The organism is Helicobacter sp. CLO-3, assembly GCF_001854545.1.
Classification (GTDB): domain Bacteria; phylum Campylobacterota; class Campylobacteria; order Campylobacterales; family Helicobacteraceae; genus Helicobacter_B.
Genome location: NZ_MLQN01000030.1, coordinates 1 through 24,394 on the forward strand (window position 1 = coordinate 1; position 24,394 = coordinate 24,394).

General features: G+C 46.8%; 18 protein-coding genes and 1 pseudogene. 9 read left to right on the top strand and 10 right to left on the bottom strand.

The features are described 5' to 3' along the window. Nucleotides 1-521 precede the first annotated feature (521 nt). On the bottom strand, nt 522-1,091 hold the full coding sequence (locus BKN38_RS08000; RefSeq protein WP_066454975.1) for an LPP20 family lipoprotein: 570 nt from the start codon (nt 1,089-1,091) through the stop codon (nt 522-524). Nucleotides 1,092-1,217: 126 nt separating this feature from the next. Here BKN38_RS08000 and trpS point away from each other — a divergent pair, with 126 nt between their 5' ends. The 3 genes from trpS to BKN38_RS08015 all read left to right on the top strand — a co-directional run bounded on the left by trpS (nt 1,218) and on the right by BKN38_RS08015 (nt 5,790). Next, nucleotides 1,218-2,345 carry a tryptophan--tRNA ligase gene (gene trpS, locus BKN38_RS08005; RefSeq protein WP_082942500.1) on the top strand — a complete coding sequence of 376 codons (1,128 nt, stop codon included), beginning with the start codon at nt 1,218-1,220 and terminating at the stop codon, nt 2,343-2,345. Nucleotides 2,346-2,586: 241 nt separating this feature from the next. Beyond that, nucleotides 2,587-4,224 carry an AAA family ATPase gene (locus BKN38_RS08010; protein ID WP_143000252.1) on the top strand — a complete coding sequence of 546 codons (1,638 nt, stop codon included), beginning with the start codon at nt 2,587-2,589 and terminating at the stop codon, nt 4,222-4,224. Between the two features lie 9 nt (nt 4,225-4,233). Then, a complete protein-coding gene (locus tag BKN38_RS08015; protein ID WP_143000253.1) occupies nt 4,234-5,790 on the top strand; it encodes a VWA domain-containing protein in 1,557 nt (518 codons plus the stop codon). Between the two features lie 142 nt (nt 5,791-5,932). Here the strand turns inward: BKN38_RS08015 and BKN38_RS12015 are convergent, their stop codons facing one another. Continuing rightward, nucleotides 5,933-6,463, bottom strand: a complete 531-nt coding sequence (locus BKN38_RS12015) for a sulfatase-like hydrolase/transferase (RefSeq protein ID WP_233712858.1) — start codon at nt 6,461-6,463, stop codon at nt 5,933-5,935. Nucleotides 6,464-6,477: 14 nt separating this feature from the next. Then, complete coding sequence (locus BKN38_RS08020) at nt 6,478-7,731, bottom strand: sulfatase-like hydrolase/transferase (RefSeq protein ID WP_233712857.1); 1,254 nt, start codon at nt 7,729-7,731, stop codon at nt 6,478-6,480. A gap of 164 nt (nt 7,732-7,895) precedes the next feature. Here BKN38_RS08020 and BKN38_RS12020 point away from each other — a divergent pair, with 164 nt between their 5' ends. Continuing rightward, nucleotides 7,896-8,018, top strand: a complete 123-nt coding sequence (locus tag BKN38_RS12020) for a hypothetical protein (RefSeq protein ID WP_256325574.1) — start codon at nt 7,896-7,898, stop codon at nt 8,016-8,018. Nucleotides 8,019-8,064: 46 nt separating this feature from the next. Here BKN38_RS12020 and BKN38_RS08025 read toward each other — a convergent pair whose 3' ends face one another. Further along, the gene (locus BKN38_RS08025; protein ID WP_066454989.1) at nt 8,065-9,135 is read right to left on the bottom strand and encodes a dioxygenase; all 1,071 of its coding nucleotides are present in this window, start codon (nt 9,133-9,135) and stop codon (nt 8,065-8,067) included. Between the two features lie 383 nt (nt 9,136-9,518). Here BKN38_RS08025 and BKN38_RS08030 point away from each other — a divergent pair, with 383 nt between their 5' ends. Together BKN38_RS08030 and BKN38_RS08035 are read left to right on the top strand one after the other, a co-directional pair. Then, nucleotides 9,519-11,456, top strand: a complete 1,938-nt coding sequence (locus tag BKN38_RS08030) for an extracellular solute-binding protein (protein WP_066454992.1) — start codon at nt 9,519-9,521, stop codon at nt 11,454-11,456. 71 nt (nt 11,457-11,527) lie between these two features. Continuing rightward, a complete protein-coding gene (locus tag BKN38_RS08035; RefSeq protein WP_066454995.1) occupies nt 11,528-12,820 on the top strand; it encodes a type II toxin-antitoxin system HipA family toxin in 1,293 nt (430 codons plus the stop codon). Between the two features lie 374 nt (nt 12,821-13,194). Here the strand turns inward: BKN38_RS08035 and BKN38_RS08040 are convergent, their stop codons facing one another. From BKN38_RS08040 to BKN38_RS11190, 6 genes are all read right to left on the bottom strand, one after another. Continuing rightward, complete coding sequence (locus tag BKN38_RS08040) at nt 13,195-15,279, bottom strand: RNA degradosome polyphosphate kinase (protein ID WP_066454998.1); 2,085 nt, start codon at nt 15,277-15,279, stop codon at nt 13,195-13,197. Nucleotides 15,280-15,422: 143 nt separating this feature from the next. Beyond that, complete coding sequence (locus BKN38_RS08045; protein WP_143000254.1) at nt 15,423-16,295, bottom strand: hypothetical protein; 873 nt, start codon at nt 16,293-16,295, stop codon at nt 15,423-15,425. A gap of 10 nt (nt 16,296-16,305) precedes the next feature. After that, complete coding sequence (locus BKN38_RS08050) at nt 16,306-18,774, bottom strand: hypothetical protein (protein WP_066455004.1); 2,469 nt, start codon at nt 18,772-18,774, stop codon at nt 16,306-16,308. Further along, nucleotides 18,771-18,929, bottom strand: coding sequence for a hypothetical protein (locus BKN38_RS11185; RefSeq protein ID WP_158655924.1), 159 nt, complete (start codon nt 18,927-18,929; stop codon nt 18,771-18,773). The genes BKN38_RS08050 and BKN38_RS11185 overlap by 4 nt, the downstream gene beginning before the upstream one ends. 67 nt (nt 18,930-18,996) lie before the next feature. After that, nucleotides 18,997-19,725, bottom strand: coding sequence for a 3-methyladenine DNA glycosylase (locus BKN38_RS08055; RefSeq protein WP_066458531.1), 729 nt, complete (start codon nt 19,723-19,725; stop codon nt 18,997-18,999). 49 nt (nt 19,726-19,774) lie between these two features. Then, nucleotides 19,775-19,915 carry a hypothetical protein gene (locus BKN38_RS11190; protein ID WP_156528335.1) on the bottom strand — a complete coding sequence of 47 codons (141 nt, stop codon included), beginning with the start codon at nt 19,913-19,915 and terminating at the stop codon, nt 19,775-19,777. Nucleotides 19,916-20,029: 114 nt separating this feature from the next. On the opposite strand from BKN38_RS11190, the gene ribD reads away from it, so the two are divergent. The 3 genes and pseudogenes from ribD to BKN38_RS12025 all read left to right on the top strand — a co-directional run bounded on the left by ribD (nt 20,030) and on the right by BKN38_RS12025 (nt 24,142). Beyond that, the gene (gene ribD, locus BKN38_RS08065) at nt 20,030-21,664 is read left to right on the top strand and encodes a bifunctional diaminohydroxyphosphoribosylaminopyrimidine deaminase/5-amino-6-(5-phosphoribosylamino)uracil reductase RibD (RefSeq protein ID WP_143000255.1); all 1,635 of its coding nucleotides are present in this window, start codon (nt 20,030-20,032) and stop codon (nt 21,662-21,664) included. Beyond that, nucleotides 21,643-22,956, top strand: coding sequence for a methyltransferase (locus tag BKN38_RS10395; protein WP_082942702.1), 1,314 nt, complete (start codon nt 21,643-21,645; stop codon nt 22,954-22,956). The genes ribD and BKN38_RS10395 overlap by 22 nt, the downstream gene beginning before the upstream one ends. Nucleotides 22,957-23,272: 316 nt before the next feature. Then, a pseudogene (locus BKN38_RS12025) lies at nt 23,273-24,142 on the top strand (glycosyltransferase family 25 protein). The last annotated feature ends 252 nt before the right edge of the window (nt 24,143-24,394 follow it).

Here is a 24,394-nt window from a genome sequence, read left to right on the forward strand (position 1 = left end):
TTCTGCTTCAAGCAGGCTAGCCCAAGGCTTTGATAAGGTTTTGGGCGCGAATGTTGGCATCTAGCCTCCTTGAAATCTAGAATCTAAAATATAGAATCTAATATCTAAAATATAGCAGAATCTAAAATACGCAGAATCTAAGGCGTGTGGATTCTAAAGCGCATGGATTCTGCAAAACTATGCTAGCAATTATAAAACATAGAATCTAAAATTTAAAGCAAGTGCTTTGGGAAAATCTTGGGATGCGTAAAATGTGGAATGTCGATTTGCAGGCGTGCTGGATGTAGAAAATTTATTTGTAAGCAAATATTGGCGGCAGATGTGCTAGATGTGTTAATATAGAAAATTGATTTAAGGCAAATATCGGCAGATTTTGGATAGTCAAAGAAGCTCGCTTGGCGTTTTTGCTTCTAGTTTGGACGCCACTAGCTTATTTTGCTTGCTCGCAATGACGCCCAAACGCCATCGCAAGCCAAAATCTAAATATCAAGCCCAAGCCCAAAGCCTAAGCCGCGCCCAAACTACTCCGCTTGGGTTTGGTTGCCATCAATAAGGCTATCTACAGATTTTGCGAGAGATTCTGCCGCTGCTTTGTCAAGCCCTTTTGAGTTGATGAGATTGTTTTTTAGCAGCTCTGTATTTAGCTTCTCGACTTTTACAAGCACCCATAGCGTGTTGGTTTTGCTTACCCATTTGTTGGTGATTTTAGAGCCTGCTATCACTTGATTTACGCTGTTTCTGATAGCATTTACTGCTTCTTGACTCACGCTATCTTCACCGCTGTTTGTGAGCTCGCGATATTTGTTTTCCACTTGCACCGCGATTTGTGTGCCTAGCTCCACGCGCGCTGCTGCGCCTGCTTGTGTAGTCGCGAAGTTTAGGTTGTTGTTTTTGATTTTCGCGCTGCCTGTGGCTGATAGCAGATCGCCGCTAGATTCTGTCACCCAGCTAGGTGCGCCTTCAAGCTCCGCATTTACCGCTGGGTTATCGCCCAAGCCGGTCTCCTTTTTGCACCCGCTAAATCCGAGTAGCGCCACAAGTCCTAGCACAAAGCTAGCACCTAGCAATGAAGCGAATTTTCCCTTTTTCATAGTGTTCCTTTGTTTTGAGATAGCCGCTATTGTATAGAAAAAATATTAATATCGGATTTAAAGTTTTGTATAATGCGCTTTTGATTTGCCAAATCGCGCTTCAAGTGCGCACACCAAAGGATAAAAATGCAAGATATTTCAAATGCCGCGCTAGAATCTGGCGCGAAAACTTCTGGCGCAAATATCGCTCCAGAATCCACTCCACACGCTTCAGATACCACAAACGCCGCGAGCGCAAGCCCCGCAAACTCCACAAACGCCGCGCCTGCGCGCAAGCTCCGCGTGTTTTCAGGCATCCAGCCAACGGGCGATATCCATCTAGGCAATTATCTAGGTGCGGTGAAAAATTGGGTGGATTCTCAAGATTTGTATGAAAATATTTTTTGTGTGGTGAATTCCCACGCCATCACCACGCGTCAAGACCCACAAACCCTGCGTGCTAAGACTTACGAGCTAGCAGCGATGCTTTTGGCGTGCGGCATTGATATGCAAAAATCTAGCCTTTTTATCCAAAGCCAGATTGACGAGCACGCCGCGCTTGCGTGGATTTTGGATTGCAATATTCCGATGGGTGATATGAGCCGCATGACGCAGTTCAAAGACAAATCAAGTAAGAATCCAAAAAACATAAATGTCGGACTTTTCAACTACCCTGCACTTATGGCGGCGGATATTTTGCTCTATCAAGCGGACTTTGTGCCAGTGGGCGAAGATCAAAAACAGCATTTAGAGCTTACGCGCGATGTGGCGGAGCGCTTTAACCGCGATTTTGGCGAGTGCTTTAAAATCCCACAACCGCTCATCCCAAAGGTTGGCGCGCGCGTCATGGGCTTTGACAATCCAGAATCTAAAATGAGTAAATCCGCTAAGGGCGAAAATCACGCGATTTTCTTGCTTGATAGCCCAGAAGTTATCGCGCGCAAATGCAAAAAGGCAGTGACAGATTCTCAAAGTGGCATTGTCTTTGATCCTGCGCGCGCAGGGCTTTATAATCTTTTGTGTATTTATGAGATTTTTAGCGCTCAATCGCGCGAGGCGATAGAGCAGGAGTTTGCAGGGGCAGGCTATGGCGTGCTAAAGGCGCGCTTGGCGGAGGTGCTGATAGAATCTTTGCGCGGGATAAGAGAGGAATACACGCGCCTTGTGGCAGAAAAGGGCTATATCGAGCGGATTTTGGATGATAGCGCAAATCGCGTGCGCGAAATCGCTCGCGATACTTACACAAAGGCAAAAAATCTCGTGGGGTTGGTGTAGCACAATCTCGCCAGCACAAAACTAGAATCTAACAAATACTAGATGCGCTTCTGATACAGCGCCAAAATCAAAAGCGGATTCTAGCTCTACTTTTTTGCATAAAGACAAAAGCCGGAATCCATTTTCACAAAAAAGCAAAAGCCAAAAATCAAAGCACAAATTCAAAAGCCAAAATGCAGGCGCGTTTGCTATAGCGCCAAAACGCCAGAATCTAAAATCCAAAAAAACAAAAGGAGCAAAAATGTCAAAAGATTACAGCAAACAGATAATCAAGCTAAAAAAGATTCTAGGCAAAGGATTGGTAGAAAAAGACGAGGTGGTCGCTATGGTGCTTTTATGCATGATAGCTGGCAAATCCATATTTCTCTATGGACCTCCCGGCACTGCCAAAAGCCTTGTCGCCAGAAGGGTTTCTTGCGCGTTTAAAAGCAATAAATTTTTCGATTACCTTATGAATCGCTTTTCTACGCCAGAGGAGGTTTTTGGACCGCTAAAGATTAGCGAACTGCGCAAAGATAACCTCGTGCGAAATATAGAGGATTTTTTGCCGGATGCTGATTTTGCGTTTTTGGATGAGATATGGAAAAGCTCGCCGGCGATTTTGAACTCGCTTTTGACTATCATCAATGAGAAAAAATTCCGCAATGGAAAAGAAAATATCAATGTCCCGCTTCGAGGATTGATCGCCACTAGCAATGAGCTTCCGCAAAAGGGCGCTAGCCTTGAGGCGCTTTATGACCGTTTCATCATGCGACTCATCGTCCCGCGCATAGAGAAAAAAGAAAGCTTTGAAGCGCTGCTTGATACAAGCGCGCTAGATGAGAAGGTAAAAGTGCCAGAAGACTTGCTATTTGACAATGATGACCTAAATAAAATCAAGCAAAAAGCCAAAGAAGTCAAAATAAGCGAAGCGGCAAAAGGCGCTATCATGGCCTTACGCTATCTCATACAGGCGCATAATGACAAAATCCAAGAGCAAAAAGCGCCAAATAACAATGCCCTAGAATCCGATGCGACTTCTCAAATACCTATTGATGTAAGCGAGCGGCGCTGGATTGCTATCATGGATTTGCTGCGCGTGGTGGCTGTGCTAAGCGGTCGTGATAGCGTGGTGCTTGGTGATTTGCTTTTGCTAGAGCATTGTTTGTGGAGTGATGAGACGCAAAAAGATAGTATCAAAAAAATTCTGCAAGATGCGCTAAAAAATGGTGGTCCAAAAATAGCATACGATAGGCAAGAATATGATAGCCTAAAAAAAGAAATCTCTAGGGCGCCATATCATGATAAAAATACATATGAAACAGACAAAATAGATGGCAAGGAGTATATAAAATATAGCATCCATATCAATGGGGGCTATTATAAACAAGATTTATATATTCCTATAGACACGCTTTCATTGGCAAGCAATCAAAATGCTTTTGTGTATATTGATGAATTTCAGCAAACTGACGGGATTCAGTATAAAATAGACACTACAAACGATAAGTGCAGTATTTATGTGAAAGAGTGGGCAGAAAGAGATGGATTGAATAGCCGTTATCGCAATACTCAAAACTACCAAAACCTCATATCTTGTGGCAAGCATCCACTTCCCATCAAAAACAAAAAAGGCAATATAAAACCCACAGAAAAAAGCATAAAAGATATGTATATGCAAAAATGCAAAGATTTGCAAAAGGATTTGGAGCAAGAACTACAAAAGATAAAGCAAGAGCAAATGGATTTTTATAACAAAAATGCAAATCCATTTATAGAACAAGAAAAGTTTGGGGTGTTGATAGAAGGTCTGCAAGCGGCAAAAGATGAGTGCGAGCAACTAAGGCTAGATATCAAGAGGCTTCATGATGAGATAGAAGATCATCCTATTAACCAATAGGCTCAACACATGCAAGGAGCGATACATAACACACAAAAAGAACTTCGAGCGATGTATGAAAAGCTAGAGAAACTTTTGCGGTTTTCTAGCTCTGATTTGGCATCATCGTGTAAGTATGATGCATCAAAAGACTCGCTAAAAATCACTCAAGCATTAGAAAAAAACATAAAAAAACACAATGATAACTTATCATCAAAGCTGCAAGAACCGCGAGATGATATACGAAGCGAGCAGTCTGAATATTTTGCCAAAAATCTAGCGTTTGAGTATGGTGAATCGCCTAATGAAGCCGAGCTAAAAGACTTGCTAGATACGATAAAAAAGCGCAATAAAGACTTCAACGCGGATTTTTATATCAAAGAAGCAGAATCTAGCATAAAAGATACAAAAAAGGGCAAAAAGAATAGCGACTTAGATTCTACAAGCAAAAATAAAAATATAAAACCACTCTACAAAAACGCGCTCAATCAATGGAAAGAGCTGATAGAATCCAAACTCACAGAGCATCAAGAACAAATAATAAAACAATCGCAAGGCGAACTAATAAAGCGCACAAAAGAATGGTTAGAATTTATCCAAAAGATGCAAGATACTATCGATGATTTAGGCGAAGCTGGAGAGATGTTTGGTAAATCTATTATGCAGTCTTTGCGCGATGGGCTAGAATCTGGCAAAAGCCTAAGCGAATACCTAGGCGAAGGCAGCATGACGCCAAAATCTAATGAAAAGGAACATAAAAGCAGCATAGGACAAAATTTAGATAGTGGCAACTTACAAAGAAAGTTTATGAATCTTGAAAAATGGCTAAAAATTTTGCAACAAGATTCTGTAAAAAAGCTATGCGAAATGCTTGGCAGATTTTACAAAGAAGAGAAAAAGCTAGAAATGGAGTTTTACTCCTCAATGACTACTTTTAGCACAAAAATACCCACGCCTTATGCCAAAGAGGAGATTAGTGGCATCACACTTGGCAGGGATCTAGAAAATATCTTGCCCCAAGAATTAGCGCTACTTGATGATGAGGATTTTGGGATTTTGTTTGATTTGAAATTTGTCGAAAATAGGCTTTTTTGCTTTGAAAAGCAAGGCTATGAAGATACTATCAACCAAAAAGAAGTCACTAATGAGAGAGAAAAAGAAACCACCGAAACAAAAGGTCCCATAATCTTATGCATCGACACAAGCGGCAGTATGAGCGGCGAGCCAGAGACCATCGCGAAGGCTATCGCCCTTTTTATGGCTCGCATCGCTATGGAGCAAAAGCGCGCATGCTATCTTATAAGCTTTAGCACCGGGATTTACACGCTTGATCTCACCCCGCCAAATGGCCTATTTGAGCTGATGAGCTTCCTAGAAATGAGCTTTAATGGTGGGACTGACGCGATTCCAGCGATACAGGAGGGTTTCAGAAAAATGCAAGATGAAGCGTATAAAAAGGCGGATATGCTAGTGATTAGCGATTTTGTCTTTGGCGGAGATGATGAGCGCAGAATCGCAGAGCTTATGAAGCAAAAAGATGAGCAAAACAAATGCTACGCACTATATATCGGGGCAAAAAAGGCTTAATGATAGAAAGCTCTTTGATGCTGAATTTTACTATGATGGCTATGGAAGCATCCATGAAGTAAAGCAGCTGTTTTAAGGCGGATTCATCACAAGCGGTCACAGGCAACCACAGGCAACCACAAGTAGCCACAAGCAAATGCAACTATTTTAGCCTATCATAATCCTCGCTGAAGTTTTCATTGCCGATGATGCGGATTCTGCTTTGCAAAAGCGATTTATCTTTGGCAAAAAGGCTTCGCTTTGGCTCATAATCCCTCATAGAAACGCCCGCGACATCAAGCAGCGTGTGTATCAAATCATCATTCATATATCGCTGATTTTGCGCTTCTTTGATGCGCTGATATAGGCTCGCATGCTTTGTCTTAAACGCATCTGACACATACACGATAAAAGGTATCTCCACCACAAATCGCGACAAATTGCCATGCCCGACAAACGCACTCCTATCATACACCTCCTCGCCATGGTCGCTAAAATAAATGACGATGCTATCGCTATTTTCAAACCGCTTGATAATCTCGCTTAGCACAAAATCGCCATAATACACGCTATTTAGGTATTCTGCGAGTTTTGATTTGTTGGTGTATTTTTGCGACATAGATTCTACATCGCTAGCATCAAATCGCGTAAAATCCAGCGGATAGCGATTGCGATATCCATCATGAGAGCCCATGAGATGCAAAACTATTAAGCGCGGATTTTGCGGGGGGGGGGGGTGAGAATAGAATCTAGCACTGGCAGCAGTGCGCCATCATGCTTTACCAAATCAAAGCTATCGCCATTATTGATAAATATCGCCTCATCTGCGCGCGCCAAAATAGTCGCTGCGACATTGCCAAAAACGCTTATGGTTTCTTGGTTTGAAATCGCGGTGGTATGGTAGCCGCCAAGCTTCATCGCATCGATGATGTTTAGATATTCGTGCCATTGCTTATGCTCGCGTTGGTGTTGGCGCTCGTGCTCGTGTTCGTGCGGATTTTTGACTCCATTGTCTTGGCTAGCAAAAGTGAGACTCTGGCTAAGCGATGAAGATGTCGTGCCTTGCGAGGAAATCACATCATCAAAAATCAGCAGATTCTCTGGCTCCTTGGCTTTTAGCGCACTCAAACGCGGCGTAGTAGGCAGCGCATAGCCATAGATTCCTAGCTTGCCTCTTTGCGTGGATTCTCCGATGATTAGCACGATATTATCTATAGGTTCGCTGCTTTTTTGCACCTGCAAATCCGCCGCCAGCGCATCAAACTTCGCATTTAGATTCTTGTATTCTTTCATAAAAGCTAGCGTGCTTTTTAGCGCTTTGTTTATCGCGCGATGGGCGTTGTAGAGCATATCAGAGTGGCGAAGCGTGGGAGTCGCAGGGCGCACACCTGCCAAATGGATAGCAAACGCCAGCAAAAACAAAGCAGCATAAATCCACTTCAAAGAAGCAAAATGCCTAGGTGCTTTTAGCCGATAAATCGCCCATACCACAAAAGCACTCAAAGCATAGATTCCAAAAAGCTTCAAGCTTAAATATGTGCGCAAAAAATCCGCGCTTTCTTGCGGGTTTGTCTCTAGAGCGATGATGATAAAATACGAGTTTAGCGGCGTGGCAAACACATACAAAACAAAAATCTCGACAATATAACACACGCCACTAGCAAGCAGCAGCGCGCCCAAAAGCAGATTCTGCAGCGCGCGCACTTTCAGCCAAAAAATAATGCAAATAAGCGCAATATAAGTCACAAAAAACATTATAATACGATACGCAAAACTAGCAAAAAAGAATGCATCGTATTTGAACTGCAAAACAGCGGCATGCGTCCAAAGCAGCACGACAAAATTTAGCGCAAAAAGCGCAAGAAATGCGTGGAAAAATCGCGCATCACAAAATGGGTTTGGCAAATTTTTTAGCGATTTTAGCTTGGCGGATAGATTTTTGGGGCTAAAAAGTTGGCGCATGTTTTCTCCAAAATATGTAAAATATGTGGCTTGGTGAGATTTATCGCTTTTGGTGTGATTTGTGAAATGTTGCGATAATTTATGATAAAACGCAAACAAAGAGCGCATTTTACGCACTATTTGCTATGAAATTTATTAAAATGCGGAGTTGCTGGTGTTTGCTTGTGACAAAAGATAGAGAAGCTAAAAGCGTGGATTCTGGCGATGCGGATTCTGGCGCGGATTCTGCAAAAACTGCGCGTGCGGAATGTAAATGCGCGGATTTGCGCGCAGAGTTTTGCGTCTAAGTAGAATCTAATGCAAAATTGCGCGGGATGCAATCCAATGCAGAATCTAGCGCAAAAAATAAGAAGTCATCGATACGCTGCCAAGGGTAATTTCATCATTGAAAACTTCTGCTTGTTTTGTGTGGCTTGTGGGATTCCTACTTCCATGCCATGTGTCAGCAGGCGTTGCTGGCTTTGCCAGATTCTCATCCCACTCATCTCCATGCCATGCGCCAAGGGCTAAAATAAGCGGGTAAAAATGCTCCAAAGTCGGCACCGCGCGCTTGAAATCCTCCATTTTGGCGCTTTGCAAAATCGCTCGCATCCCGCTAGGCAAATCTTTAGAATCCATTACATTGCCAGAATCTTGCAAATCACTTAAATTTTGCAAATCACCCGCGCCTCGCAAACCGCTAGAATCCACTCCGCCAGAATCCGCGCGACTAGATTCCGCGTTAGATTCCACACAATCCCCCAAAATCGCCTCTTTGATAAACGCATCAAAACGCCGCGCATAATCCCTTGGCGCATCGCTAAAATCGCGCAGATTATGCACGACATTTCCGCTCGCCACGATGCAAACCCCCTGCGCGCGCAAAAACGCAAGCGCCCTTCCTATCGCATACGCCTCATCCATGCCCTGCCCTACAGGCGCGCTCGCCATGATGACAGGGACATCCGCCTTTGGATACAGGTGCAAAAGCACGCTCCACGCGCCATGATCAAGCCCCCAAGAATCATCGATGCGCGCCTTAGCGCCAAGCCGCCGCTTGATACTCATCGCCAGCTCCCGCGCACCCCGCGCCTCATAGCGCACCTCATACAGCTCGCGCGGAAACCCATACATATCATAAATCATCGGTATCGCGCCATCTTGCGCGCGCAGGGCAAACTCGCGCGTAATCCAGTGCGCGCTTATGACAAGCAGCGCCTTTGGCTTGCCATATTCTTGCGTGATGCGCTCGCCTAGCGCGTTTAGATTCTCGCTAAAAGCGCCTTTTGTGATGGCATTCATAGGCGAGCCATGCCCGATAAAAAGCACAGGCATGAGTTTTTGAGCGCTTTGTGAATGGGAATCTTGCAAACTAGAATCTATTTTGGCAAAATCTTTCGCGGCAGAAAAAGTCGCGTTATTCATAATGCAATCCTTGCGATGATGTTTTTCTAAATATGATTTTATGAGGCGAATTTTCACCGCAAATTCTTAATAAAAAGCCAATAATGCGAGCGCGTGAAATCTAGAATCTAGTGCGCGCAAAAGTCAAACCACAAAAGCCAAACAACCAAAGACAAAACAACAAAGCCAGCAAAATATCCCTAAGCAAAGCTAAATAAAATAAATTCCCAAAAAGCCTTTTGTTTTCTGCGCCTTCTGTTATATAATTTCTAGCAATTTTTACATAAGGCAAAAAATGGATTCTCTAGCGGATTTTCTAGCAGATTCTCTGGCGACACTCGCATTTTACGCGCTTGCAAACGCATCGAGCCTATCAAGCGCACAAAACACATCTGGCATAAAAAATGCGCGATAAATATAAGATTCTAGTCATTTTCGCCGCGGCGTGTATCACAGCTTTCATCTCTCCCGCACCCGCCAAAGCCGCGAGCTTCATCTCGCTTGGCGAGCCGGCAAAATACCAGAATCTAAAGCATTTCGACTATGTCAATCCCACCGCGCCAAAAGGCGGCGTGCTGAAAAGCTACGCGCTTGGCAGCTTCTCTACGCTAAATCCTTTCATCCTGCTGGGTGAAAGCGCGGCGGGGCTTGAGCTTGTGTATGATACGCTGATGGCGCAAAGCATGGATGAGCCATACGCGCAATACGCGCTGATAGCGAGCGATGTGGAGGTGGCGAGGGATTATTCTAGTGTGATTTTTACGATAGATTCTCGTGCGCGCTTTAGCGATGGCGTGCGCGTGAGTGCGAGGGATGTGAAATACAGCTTTGATACGCTTATGAGTAAGGGAAGTCCGCTGTATAGGCAGTATTACGCCGATGTCAAAGAAGCTATCGTGCTAGATTCTGCGCGCGTGAAATTCACTTTCAAAACGCGCAATAACCGCGAGCTACCGCTCATCCTAGGGCAGCTTAGCATTTTGCCAGAGCATTATTATATGAAAGATGGGCGCAATACTTTTGGCGAGGATAGCCTGCAGATCCCGCTAGGCAGCGGTGCGTATCGGCTCAAATCCTTTGAAGTAGGCAAGCGCGTGGTGTATGAGCGCGACAAAAACTACTGGGCGAGGGAGCTGCCTAGCCGCATCGGGCAGTTTAACTTCGATGAGATGCAGTATGAATACTATCGCGATGATTCTGTCGCACTGCAGGCGTTTCTAAACCGCCAGTATGATTGGCGGCAAGAGAGCGCGGCGAAGGTGTGGGCGCGCAGCTATGCGAGCAAAGCGCTAGAAAATGGCGATATCATCAAGCTAAACATAGAGCACGCGCTGCCTACAGGCATGCAAGGCTTTTTTATGAATACGCGAAAGGGTGTGCTTGCAAACCCGCTTTTGCGAAAGGCGCTGATTTATGCTTTTGATTTTGAATGGGCAAATGAGAATCTATTTTACTCGCAATACGCGCGCACGACGAGCTATTTTAACCACTCAAGCCTCGCTAGCTCTGGCATCCCAAGCGCGCTAGAATCCAAAATCCTGCGCGCATGCGATACCAAAGGCGAGCTGTCAAAAGAGATATATAGCAAGGCGTATGTGGTGCCGAGTAGTGCTATAAATGGTGCGGGCGCGGGTATGATAAATGGTGCGGGCGATATTATGGGCGGTGTGGATTCTGGCAGATTAGATTCTGGCGACTTATTGCAGAAAATGGATTCTGCTCCGCTTGACAAAGAAGTCATGGCACAGCGCGAGAATCTAAAAACCGCGCGCGATTTGCTGCTAAAAGCTGGCTTTTTCTATCGCGATGGATTGCTTATAAACCCGCTTGATAATGCGCCGGTGCAGATAAGCTTGCTGCTTGATAATCCTGCGTTTGAGCGGCTGGCACTGCATTATGCGCGCTCGCTAAAGACGCTTGGCATAAAGCTTCTCATCCAAAAAATCGATGCCAACCAATACGCAAACCGCGTGAAAAATTTTGATTTTGAGATGATTGTGGAGATTGTGGGGCAGAGCCTTTTCCCGGGCAATGAGCAGCGGTATTTTTGGGGTAGCAAAAGCGCGCAAGAAAAGGGCTCGAGGAATTATAGCGGGGTGGATTCTGGCGCGATAGACTGCCTCATCGAGCGCGTGATAATGGCTGGCGATAGGGACTCACAAGTGCTTGCGACAAAGGCGCTTGACCGCGCGCTTTTGTGGGGGGAGTATGTCGTGCCGCATTATTTTTTGCCGAGTTTTCGCGTGGCGGTGTGGAAATATATCGGTATGCCAAAAGTAAAGCCCAAATACGACCTAAGCCCACAGCTTTGGTGGCATGAAAATTGGCAGTATGAAAAATAGTGGTATAAAAAATAGCGCGCCAGCAAGCTAAATAGCGCAAAACAGGTGGCGCAAAATAAAAAGACAGAGCCATGCAAAAAATACAAGTATATGAAAATAAGAATCTAGTCGGCACACTTTGCCTGCTGGAGCGGGATGCTTGCAGCTTCGCCTATGCCAAAAGCTGGCTAGATTCTAGTGAGCGTTTTGCGATAGACCCGCTGCTGCCGCTTAGCGATGAGATTTTTTATAGGCAGAATCTATGGGGCGCATTTGGCGATATCTGCCCGGATAGGTGGGGCAGGCGCATCCAAAGCCGAGCGGCTAGGAAGTTTTTGAGCGAGAGTGAGTATATGCTTAGCGTGCGCGATTGTTTTCGCGTGGGCGCGCTTAGGCTAAAGATTGGCGATGAGTTTGTGTCGCCTTGTTTTGAGGCGCTGGATCGCGAGACGCCAAATCGCAAGGCGCTAAATTTCGAGGTGCCAAACACGATAAATCTAGCGCATTTACCACAAATCCTAGATTCTAGCAAGAGGCTAGAAAATGGCACATACAAGGACAATGATTTGAGGCTTTTGCTAGAATCTAGCGCATCTATCGGCGGCGCGCGCCCAAAGGCTAGCATAGCGCACAACGGCAAGCTTTATATCGCCAAACTTCCTTCCAAAAACGATGACACTTCTATCTTGCAATGGGAGGCGCTCATGCTAAGGCTAGGCAAAATGGCGGGCATAAATACTGCTGATTTTGAGCTGATTTTTGTCAAAAATAAGCCTGTATTGCTGGTTGAGCGCTTTGATAGGGATTTTTGCACAGGGGAGCGCGTGCCTTTTATGTCGGCGATGACACTGCTTGGCGCGAGTGAAAAAGAGCGGGCAGAAAAAGGGAGGGCAGGAAGAGAATGGGCTGAAAAAGAATGGAGAGAGTGGGCGGAGAATCAATCTTATGCAGCAATCGCTAAAAAGCTAGATTCTATGAATAAGCAAGAGCTGTTTAGGCGCATGGTGTTTAATGCGCTATTTGGCAACACAGATGACCATCTCAAAAATCACGCGCTTTTATACGACAAAGCGTGCAAATCATGGAATCTAAGCCCGGCTTATGACATAAATCCGACGCCTTATAGATATGAGGCGCAGCACCACGCGCTATTTTTCATAGATGCGATATCGTTGCCTCGTGTTGCGCTTTTTAGGGAGATTGCCGCGCTTTTTGGCGTGGATGATGCGCTATTTTTGGCGATACTTGAAAGCTGCATAAATGCCGGCGAAAAATATAAAACCATCGCCAAAGAATATGGCATCAAGCCAAAAGAAATCAAACTCTGCGCCCAAAACTTCGAGCACAAAGACATAGAAAATGCCAAAAAAATGATTGAAAAATAAACAAGAAATGCTAGCAAAACACGCCTATATAAAATCACCAAGCTAGATTCTAGGCAAGATAAAAGCTGCAAAACTTGCACCAAGCTAGATTCTAGAAGCATTTGAAAAACAAAGGCAAGTCAAAGCAAAACTGCTATTGTAAAACGCATTGAAAATCAAAACTTGATTTTTACTGGATTCTCGCAAAAATCTTGCTAGAATCCAGACTTTAAGATTCTGGTACATCTAAGATTCTAGCCGCGCTTGTGATTTTAGCGCTTCTATTAACCCATAACCCAGTGCTTCTACGATCTGGCGCGCTTAGGATTCTGCACTCCCAAAAAATCCTAGTATCCCAAAATTCTTGGCATCCCCTAGGATTCTCGGTGCGTCTGTCACGACTCGCCGACCATCCTTTGCAGTAGCTTTTTCGCCTTTGCTTCGGTCTCTTTTTTGCTTGAGTTGTAGATTTCATTCACATAGCGCTCATACACGATTTGCGAGGAGATCGGGTTATCTTTTGGCGTTGGGATTTTGGTGTATTCGCCATCGCTCCCTAGCTGGTGGCACTGCACATTATCGCTTAGCTGGATAGTGAGTATTTCTATCAGCCTGTCAGCCACCGCTTTTGTCGTAGCCGGCGTGAGAAGCTCGACGCGGCGCTCGAGGTTTCGCGGCATAAGATCTGCGCTTGAGAAAAACACACGCTCTTTTGCGTGCGCGAAATAGTAGATTCTCGCGTGCTCTAGGTATTTGCCGATTATGGAATACACGCGGATGTTTTCGCTTAGCCCCTTTACTCCCGGGCGCAGACAGCAGATGCCACGCACGATGAGATCTATCTGCACGCCCGCTTTTGAGGCGGCATAGAGCGCTTTTATCACATCTTCATCCACAACCGCATTTGCCTTTAGGATGATGCGCCCTTCTTTGCCATGCGCGGATTCTGCTTTGATAAGCTCCAAAATCTTTGGCTTAATCTGCGTGGGCGCTACACAAAGCGTGCTAAGCTTTGTTTTGTGCGAGCTGCCGGTGGATAGCGAGTGAAAAAACTTGATGATATCATTGCTTATGTCTTTGTTTATAGTAAAGAGGCTGATATCAGTGTAGATTTTCGCAGAGGCGGCGTTGTAGTTGCCCGTGCTTAAATGCACATATTCTGTCAGCTTATCGCCCACTTTTTTGATGACAAGCGCTACTTTTGCATGCACTTTCAAGCCCGGCACACCATAGATGACATGCGCGCCAGCAGATTCTAGTGCGCGCGCCCAGTGCAAGTTATTTTCCTCATCAAATCGCGCCTTTAGCTCCACGAGCACCGTTACTTGCTTATCTTCAGCGGCTTGGATGAGCGCTTTTACGATGGGCGAGTTTTTCCCCACGCGATAAAGCGTCATGCGGATGGATAGCACATCGGGATCTTTTGCCGCACTTTTGATAAAATCCACCACCGGATCAAAGCTCTCATACGGATGAAACATCACGATGTCTTCAGATTCTATCGTGGCAAACAAATCGCCCTCTGGATCAATAGGCGGCAGCGTCTTTGGCACAAATGGCGCAGAACCCAAATGCGCGAAATCCTTCGCACCCACAAGCTCCCACAATGAGCCAAGATTTAGCAAAATGCTATAAGAATACAAATCCTCTGGCACGACTTCGACTTGCTTTTGGACGAAATCTTTGAGCTCTGCCTTGCCTTCGCCCACTTCTAGGCGCGTGATCTCGCCTCTCTTGCGCGCTCTAAGTCCCTCGCTCATAAGCTGCATAAAATCATCCGCCTCATCCTCTTCTATCTCAAAATCCGCATTTCTCGTGACGCGAAAAGGGATGTAATGCTCCACGCTATACCCCAAAAACAAATCCGAAGCAAACTCACCCACAATCGTCTCCACCGGCACAAATAGGCCCTTATCTATCTCGACAAATCGCTTCAGCACGCGCGGAATCCGCACGATGCCAAATTTTGACTCTTTTGTCTCGGTGTTTTTAAGCTCGATGACGATGCCAAAGCTTAGGTTGTTTAGATGTGGGAAAGGATGCGTAGAATCCACCACAATAGGCACGATCACCGGATACAAATAGCGCAAAAAATACTCGCGCAGGCTTGCTTTTTGCGTTTTGTTTAGCTCACTAAACACCTTTATCTTTAGCCCCTCTTTATCTAGCCCCGCTTGTATCTCGCCAAAAAGCCTTTGCACTTCTTTTTTCTCATGGTGCAGATATTCTCGGATGTGGCTTAGCTGCTGTGCTGCGGTCATTTTGTCCGCGCCTATCTCGCTAATCCCGCTTGCATACAGCTTTTTCAGCCCCGCCACGCGAATCATATAAAACTCATCGAGATTCGTCCCATAAATCGCTAGAAATTTCAGCCTATCTAGTAGCGGAATCTGCGTGTTGCGCGCCTCGTTTAGCACGCGCGTGTTGAAGCGTAGCCATGATAGTTCTCGGTTGAAAAACATAGTGTCTGCGATCTCCATTTCAGCTCCTTAAATGCTAGAATCTACTTCGCGCAAAGCCCATAAAAGCGAGAAATGCAAATGCATCGCGAATATGTTATTTGTGCTAATAAGTCTTAATTGTATCCTAAAATAAGCCAAAGCGCGCCAGAATCTAGCAGAATCTAAATCGAAAAATCATAAAAAGAAAAACTCACCACAAACGAATACCCGCTAAAAGTCGGATTCCCATGCAAGCGCGCATTGCCCTCGCGCAAAATCGCCAGCGGATACGCATACATCCCCTCAAACTTCAGCCCAAAGCCGCGCACCACATTGACAAACAGCCCAGCATTGAAACTAGCACCTTGCAGATTATACTGCGCATCGTCATTTGGAAGCTTGAGATGCTGGAGCATATAGCTCACACCCACGCTAGGGATGACATACCGCGCGATAAGATAGGAGAATCTCACGCCAAAATTTAGCAAATAATCCTGCGCCGCCACGCCATTTAAATACCCGCCAATCATAAATCCATGCGTATGCCAGCCGCGCTCCAGCCCAAAAAACGCCCCCCTAGCCACGCGCGAAAAATCCTGCGTGATTCTAGTTTGCAAGTCTTGCGCGTCTTGTGTGTTTGGCGCGGCGAGGGAGATTTTGGGCGTGGTTATGGTGTTTTGCGAGTAACCTATGGAAAATGCGCCATAGGAGCGTTTGGTGATATTTATCGGCTGGTAAAGGCGCGACCAAAAAGAAGGGGATTTGGCGGTGCTTGCTGTGGCATCTGTGTTTGCGTTTGCGGTGCTGGTGGATTCTATCGCGCTAGATTCTGCGCCAAAATCCGCGTGTGCTTTGGATTCTGCGCTAGATATGCCAAATCCAAACACCAGCGCAAATGCCAAAATCCGCGCACCAAAATTTATCGGTTTTATTAGTTTTATTGATTTTATCGACTCTATCAGTCGCGCGCCACACGCACCAGAAACGCCACGCGCACCAAAAGCCAAAGCCCTATCAAGCCTCATCAAATCCACGCCACGCACCCCAAATCCCATAAATTTTCCTTTAAATTTTTGCATATTTTAGCCTTTTGATAATATCCTCCAGCACCTTCAAAAACTCCTCGAAACTCCCCACATCCATGCGCTCTTTTGTCGAGTGCGGATACAAAATCGTGGGACCAATGGATGCCATAAGCACGGGCTCTAGCCCCATCTTGGCAAATCGCCCCTGCAAAATGCCGCACTCAAGCCCCGCATGCACCTCGCCAATCTCGGCATACCGCCACTTAAACGCATCATTTATCACCTGCATAAAAAACGACTTCTCATCCAGCTGGCGCTGCCATGGCGCGTAGTGGTTGCTGATTTTGGCGTTTTTTATCGCGCGGCGCTCAAGCGTGCTTATGATGTGCGCGCGCATGGATTCTAGGAGCTCTTGCGTGTTTGCCCGAGCCTTCAGCGTGAAAGTAAGCGCGTGCTTTTGCGTGGCGATCATTGCGATATTTAGCGAGCTAAGCACGATATTTGCGTGAGTAGAATCTACACAAGAGACGCCATGTTTTAGCGATGTGATGATTTTTGCTAGCTTTTGTGTGTCATAAAGGCGGGGGATGTTTTGGTTTTGGCTTGTGTGTGGCGCGTTTAGCGTGTCGCGTGGCTCGCTTTGGCAGGGCGCGTTTTGGCGCTTTTGGCAAGTATGAATTTCTTTTTCTTGCGCGCTTATTTGGTAGTTTTGGTATTTTTGGCGCGGTGTGTTTGCTTGGCTTTTTTGGCTGATATCGTTTTGGTTTTTATTTTGTTTTGGCGCGGATTCTGCTTTATTTTGTATTTTGTGCGCGCTTTGGCTAGGTATAGATTCTACTATGTCGCGCGCGCTTGGTGCGCTTTGGCTTAATGCAGATTCTTGCGCGTTTTGCGCGTTTTGGTTTGAGTTTGATTTTTTTTGCATTTTTTGTGCGCGCTGGCTTGGCGTGGATTCTGCTTTGGATTCTGCCAAATTATCAAGATCTTTAAACTCCGCAGAATCCGCCATCCCAGCCAAAACCGCAGAATCCACAGAATCCACAAGCCCCGCCAAATCTGCAAAATCCGCCAAATTACCAAAATCAAGCGCTGTTATTATAAATCCAAAATCTTGCCCCATAAAAACTTTTAGGCGCTCTATTTGCCCCGCCCTATTTTTTGTCTCATTTTTATGTTGCGCTTGCTTTGCCTGCCCCGCGCTCACCGCGCATTTTTGGGATTTTTGCGCGCTAGATTCTACCTCTTTAGATTCTGCATCACTAGAATCCACAAGCGCATTTTTAGCAGAATCTGATTTTTTATTTTGTTTTATATCATTTTTGCTTATTTTTATATTTTTTGGCGCGTTTTGATTATCGCTAGATTCTAGTGATATTTTTAGATTCTGCGCGCTTGCTTGGCTTTGCAAATATCTAGCCAAATCACACAAATCCACGCCAAAATCCATAGAATCCAAATCGCTAGATTCTGCCTTCTTGCGCGGATTTTTTTTAGATTTTACTACCACGCGCGCGCTTAGCCCCACGGGGATGGAGTTTGCCTTCTCGCCAGCATTTAGACGCGCTATGCCAAACCGCCCATAGCCGCCCAAAATCTCGAGCAATCGCGCAAACTCTACGATGCTGGAGGGGATGTTTTTGTGTATATCCACGCCGCTATGCCCGCCCACAAAGCCAAAGGCTTCTATCTCAAACGCCCACACCGCGCCAAAAGTGCCAGCTTCAGAATCCACGCTAGAATCCGCGCGTCCGCCAAATTCCGCGTCAGAATCTGCGCTAGAATCCACGCGCCCGCTAGAATCCGCCACAAAATCCGCGCTAGATTCTGCTAAAAAATCTGTACCAGAATCTACTAAAGATTCTGCGCCTACATCAAACTCCACATCAAAGCCGCCCGCACAGCCCACGATAATCTCGCCAAAAAACTCGCTATCAAGATTTAGCAAAAATGGCGCGCGTATGGGGATCTCAAGCTCATTTGCGCCGCACAGCCCCACCTCCTCATCATTGGTGAAAAGCACCTCTATCGCGCCACGATACTCTTCAAGCGCCAAAAGCCACAAAATCGCCGCGCCATTGTCCGCGCCAAGCGAGGACTCGCGCGCGCGCAAAAACTGCCCCTCCATATAAAGGCTAAGCGCCTCCGCACGCTCCGCCGCGCCCACGCCCACCATATCATAATGCGCTTGCAGGCAGATTTTGGGACGCCTTTCTAATTTTTTGAGCGATTTTTGCGCGACATTAGAATCTAAATTGCTAGAATCCAAAACGCCAGAATCTAAATTTTTAAAATCCGCGCGGGATTGTGATGGCTCTAGCGCGGGCGAAGTATTAGAATCTAAATTGCTAGATTCTAGCGCGGGCGTGATATAAATATTTTTCGCCTTATCTGTCTGCACTTCATAGCCAAGATTTGCAGCATATTTGCAAAGAAAATCAAACATCTCTTGCGTGTGATAGGAGCGGTGCGGGATCGCGCAAAGCTTGGCAAAAATATCTAGCGCACTCATGCAAAAATCCTCGCGTTAATATTTTTTATAATATTTTTATTTTGGCGCGCAGTTTTTGGCAATATATTTTTTAGAAAACTATTATTTATCCAGCATATATTTTTTACCAAACCCAAAATTTTTACGCTCATTTTATTTTTTATTTCATTTTTCATAAAATTTATCCTTATAGATTCTGCCTTTTATAAGCTTTGCCCCCAAACTTTGTTCTCGCGATTACCCTCATGCACGCCCCAGACTAGCATTTTCTTGCTGTGCCTTGATAGCTTTTATTATCTCTTTCGCCCTGCCTTTTTTCTTGGAAAACTCCACGATTTTGCCATGATAGCGCGCATAGATTTGTGCGAGCGGCATGCCCGGATACAGCGCCTCTAGGCTCTTGCGCGGCATATCCATACACCACGCCTGTATTGCATCATACTCGCTCATCTCGCACCCAAGCGAGGCGATGAGCCGCGCTGTGTAGGCATCTATCACCATGATTTCGCGCCCGCACGCGTAGTTTAGTATCGCATCCGCGCTCTCAAACCCCACGCCCTTTTGGCGCAAAAGCCACTCGCGGCTGACGCTTAGCGCAAACTCATCAAAGCTGCCAAACTCATCCAAAATCGCCCGAGCAAGCGCGATGATGCGCGCGGATTTTTGCCGATACAGCCCGCTTGGCGCGATAAGCGTCTCTAGCGTGGTGGCGCGCGCGATGGATTCTAGGCTTTTGTCGCTATCATCGCTCAAAATGCCGGCGTTTTTTAGGTTTTCTAGCGATTTTTGCACGCCTTCCCATTTGGTGTTTTGCGTGAGAATCGCGCCTATGACGACCTCGAAGCTACGCGCGCTAGGCCACCACCAAGCCGCAGAATCCGCGAGCAAATCCATCGACTTTAGCGCGCAAAGCAGAGCAAAGCTATCTATATCCAAAAACTCGCTGGTATCGAAAAATCCGCCAGAATCCATAGCTAAAACCTTGATAAATATTTGATGCCTTTTTGCTGCTTTGGCTGTTTTATTGCTGTTTTTTGCGCGTAAATGCGCGCATTGTATCATATTTGGCGTGTTTTGGCGCGCATTTTTGGCAGATTCTGGCGTGTGCTGGATTTTTGGGCGCGCTAGATTTTGGCGCTAGATTCTGCGCACTTGAGCGCAAAAGTAGTTTTGCTGAAGCGATTTCAAGTAAGCATAAATGTAGAAAATGTAAAATACCGCTTCATTTTGCGCTTTTTGTGGCGTTTTCGCGCCTATTTCTGATGGTGTGCGCGTCGTGCAAACCGCGCATTTTAGGGATTTGGCAGATTTTAGCAGAGATTTTAGCAAGGACAAACCGCCGATGACGCACATCTATGAGCTATTTTTGGAGCAATGCATCAACAAGGCTTGGGAGTTTCAGACGCTCACCCTCCCAAACCCCGCTGTGGGCGCTATGGTGGCGGATGCGCGCGGCGCGATACTTAGCCTCGAGGCGCACCAAAAAGCCGGCGCGCCGCATGCGGAGGTGCTGGCACTGCTAAGGGCGTATGAGAAAATGACGCACACGCGCGTGGCGGCTGTGGATTCTGCGCTGGATTCTCGTGCGGATTCTAGTATGGATTTGTCAGAATCTAGCAAAAGTTTAGATTCTCGCGCGCACGCCACACACGCGGATTCTCGCACCGATTTTTGCAGCCTAGATTCTCGCGCGATACATGATTTTTTGGCGAAAAACCACCGCGGGCTTTTCCATGACAAGACGCTATTTCTCACCCTTGAGCCCTGCAACCATTTTGGCAAAACGCCCCCCTGCGCGCATCTCATAGCCACGCTAAAGCCCGCGCGCGTCGTGATTTTGGCGCGCGATAGCTGGGGGGCTTCGGCGCGTGGGGCAGATACGCTGGAGCGCGCTGGCATTAAGGTTTCGTGGGTGGAGTCCGCGCGCTTGCAGCAAAAAGCGCAGGATCTGCTCTATCCATTTCTTTGCTGGCAAAAGCGCGGTGGATTTGCGCTTTTCAAGCTTGCGAGCCGACTTGATGGCGACTATAAAAGCGGGCAGATTTCTTGCGAAACAGCGCGGATTTTCACGCACAATCAGCGCTGTATCGCCCATAGCATCACTATTTCAGGCGCTACCGCGCGGAGTGACAAACCGCGCCTTGATACGCGCTATGCCGCGCCTTTTTATGCGGGCGCGGATTCTGCTGATACGCGCCAAAAGGCTGGTGCGCCAAAAACGCCAGATGTCAATATTTTCACCCGCCAAAAAAGTAGCGATTTTTTGGCGCATTTTGCGCGCGAGATCCCGCTATTTGCGATAGATTCTAGGCGCGTAAATATCATAAATGACAAGCGCGCGCTGGATTTTACCAAAGGCTTTCATATCATCGAGGGGGGCTTTGGGCTGTATCGCGCGCTGGCGGGCGGCGCGTCATGCGCGCGCGATAGTCAAAATCCAATCGATGAAAATCTATCGAGCAATAAAAGTCTATCAAACGATAAGAGTCTGGCGAGCGATGAAAATCCGGCGATCGATAAAAACCCGCCAATCGATATGATTTTATTGCATATTTCGCCCACGATTTGCATGAGCGCACCAGAATCCAAAACGCCAGAATCTAAAGCGCTAGAATCCAAGCCAAGCCCAACGCCAAAAAATGCAGAATCTAAACGCGCGGATTCTGCGGACTTTTTGGATTCTAAAAAATCTGCCTTGAGAGATTCTGCTTTATCAGATTCTGCCTTATCGGATTCTGCTTTATCAGATTCTGCGAGTTTGGCAAGTTTATCAGAATCCACTTTGCCAGATTCTATGAGTTTGGCAAGCCCTTTAGATTCTGCCCTAACCCCTGCGCTTAGGCATTTTGAGATTCTCCACACCGCGCGATTTGATGAGGATTTGCTGCTATGGCTGAAGCCGAGATTTTGAGATTTTACCAGCCAAAAGGCGGCTACGCATACAACAGCGACAGCCTCTTGCTTGTGGATTTTGCGCGGCAGTTTCTAGCCCCTGCGCCCAACAACCAGCGCCAATCCAAAAAGCAAAGCGCGCGCCCCAAGCGGATTTTGGACATGGGCGCTGGGTGTGGCATCATCGGGCTTTTGTGCGCGCATCATTTTGGCGTGGAATCCACGCTTGTCGAGATAAATCCGCTCATGGCAAATCTCGCGCGTATCAACGCTACTACCAATAGCGCGGGCAATGCAGGCGATTTGAAAAGCGCGGATGATTTAGAAAATTTAGCTATCGCGGATGATTTGGAAAATCTAGATTCTGCCTTTTTTGGCACAAAAAGCGAGGGCGCAAAACGCCAAAATCGCGCGAGTCTAGCAGAATCTAAACGCATCGCAGAATCCACCAAAATTGCAGAATCTACGCGCATCACAAAATCTAATCACGCCACAAAATCCGCACTAGAATCCGCGCGCGCCGAAGAGTCTAGCCAAATCGCAGAATCTACCACAAATACACAACCCGCGCGCGCTTTATATTCTGCCAACGCGTTAAAATCCGCCAGCACCACAAAACCCGCCCAAAACGCAGAATCCGCCCGCGCGCCAGAATCCGCATCAAAAAATCCACCAGCCAGCGCGCCAGAATCCACCCACCAAAAGCCCACAGCAAACGCGCACGAAGCGGATTTTAGCCCCCCCGCCACTAGCGCATTAGCAGATTCCGCCTCCTTTGCCGATAATCCCTTTGCAGATTCCGCCCCCCTAGCCGCCAAACCCCTCGCCAAAGTCTATGAAGCCGACTTCCTATCGCCAGATATCGCCTCTATCGTGTGTGATGAAGGTGCAAAGTTTGACTTCCTCATCGCCAATCCCCCATTTTACCGCGATGGCGCGCTTATGTCAAAGACGCCAGCCCTCTCGCAAGCGCGCCATGCCGCCACCCTGCCCGCGCGCGCGTGGATAGCGCAAAGCAAAAGGGTGCTAGCACCCCGCGGCGGGCTGATTTTCTGCTATCGCCCTAGTGATATGATGGGGATTTTTGACGCGCTAAAAAGCGAAGGATTTAACTGCGAGATGATGCGCGTGGTGTATCCGCTAAGTGCGCGCGAGGCGAGCTTGGTGCTGTTTTTTGCGAGGCTTGATTCGCGCACGCCGCTAAAGATTCTGCCCCCGCTCATCACGCACGCATCGCCGCTGCAAAGCGACTTCACAAAAGAGGTCGCGCAGATCTATGCCACCTACCGCACGCATAGCATCAAGGTGTAGCCCGCCAAACGCGCTAGAATCCTATTTTGCTATAATGCGCGCTAGATTTCAAAGCCACAAATCCAAATCGGAGATAAAATGAAAGCATATATCATAAACCTCAAACGCAGCACTGCGCGCAAAGAAGCGATGCAGAAAGAGATAGATAGGCTTCTAATGGGAGATTCTATGGGGGGGGGGGGATAGAACTAGCGCGCCAGAATCTAGCGCCAGCGCAAATGCTGGCAGTAGCGCGCATGCGATTCTAAACCCCAGCGCAAACCTTGATACAAGCGCCAGCCTTGATGCAAACACCAGCCACAACCAAAGCGCAAGCATGAACGCAAACACCGCGCCAGAATCTAGCGCAAATGCAAACACCGCCTCCGCCACAAGCGCAAACCCAAACGCCAGCGCCACCACCAGCGCATCAGAATCCACCACCAGCGCGCACACCACCCACAACCCAAACCCACACGCCACCCACAACCCAAACCCACACGCCACCCCAAACACCAATCCCGCCGCCACTACCGCCCCAGCCCCAAACCTAGATTTTATCTTTTTTGAAGCCATCGACACGACTAGCGAGGCGTTTGTATCCTATAAATCACGCTTCAGCCCCGCGCGCTGTTTTATGCTGCATGGCAGGATTTTGAGCGACAATGAAATCGCCTGCTACGCCTCGCATTTCGCGCTGTAGGAGGAGTGCGCGCGCTTGGGTGAGCCTATTTTGGTGCTGGAGGATGATGTGAGATTTTGCGAGCATTTTTTGGATGCGATTGATGAGATTTGTGCTAGTTCGCTGCCTTTTGTGCGGTTGTATTGTATGGATAAAAAGCGCGAACGGTTTGTCAAGCGCATCGGCAATACGCACTATCACTGGTCGCTAAAAAACACCAATGGCACGCAGGGCTACTATCTCACGCCGCGCGCGGCTAGGGCGTTTCTGCGCTTTGGCGTGTGGGATAGCCCGGTGGATGTGCAGATGGAGTTTGTCGCGCGCCACAAGATAGATAATATCATCTACAAGCCCTTTCCTATCGCTGAAAGCGCGGATGCGGCGACTACTACGATAGCTAGCCGCTTTAGCGCGCCTGCCTCTGTTGGATTCTGCCTGCGCTTGCTGCGTCCATTTTATCGCGCGGCGGTGCAGCTAAAGCGCGCGGTGTTTAAGCTATTTTACCGCCCACCGGAGATGAAATAAGTATTTATGCAAATGCCTAGCGATTGATGAGGATTTTGATGGCTCAAAAATCCGCTAAAATCCCGAGAATTTTACTCAAGAGACTCGCTACAAAACTATTTGTCAAGATACAAAATCTTTCAAAATTGGAAAATTTTGCTTGTTTTTGGATTCTGCTACTCTTCAAAATTTTGTCTTTTAGCTTAATATTTGCTTAGAATATTACTTTTAGATACATAGATATAAAATGGCTTAAAATATCGTATATAACGA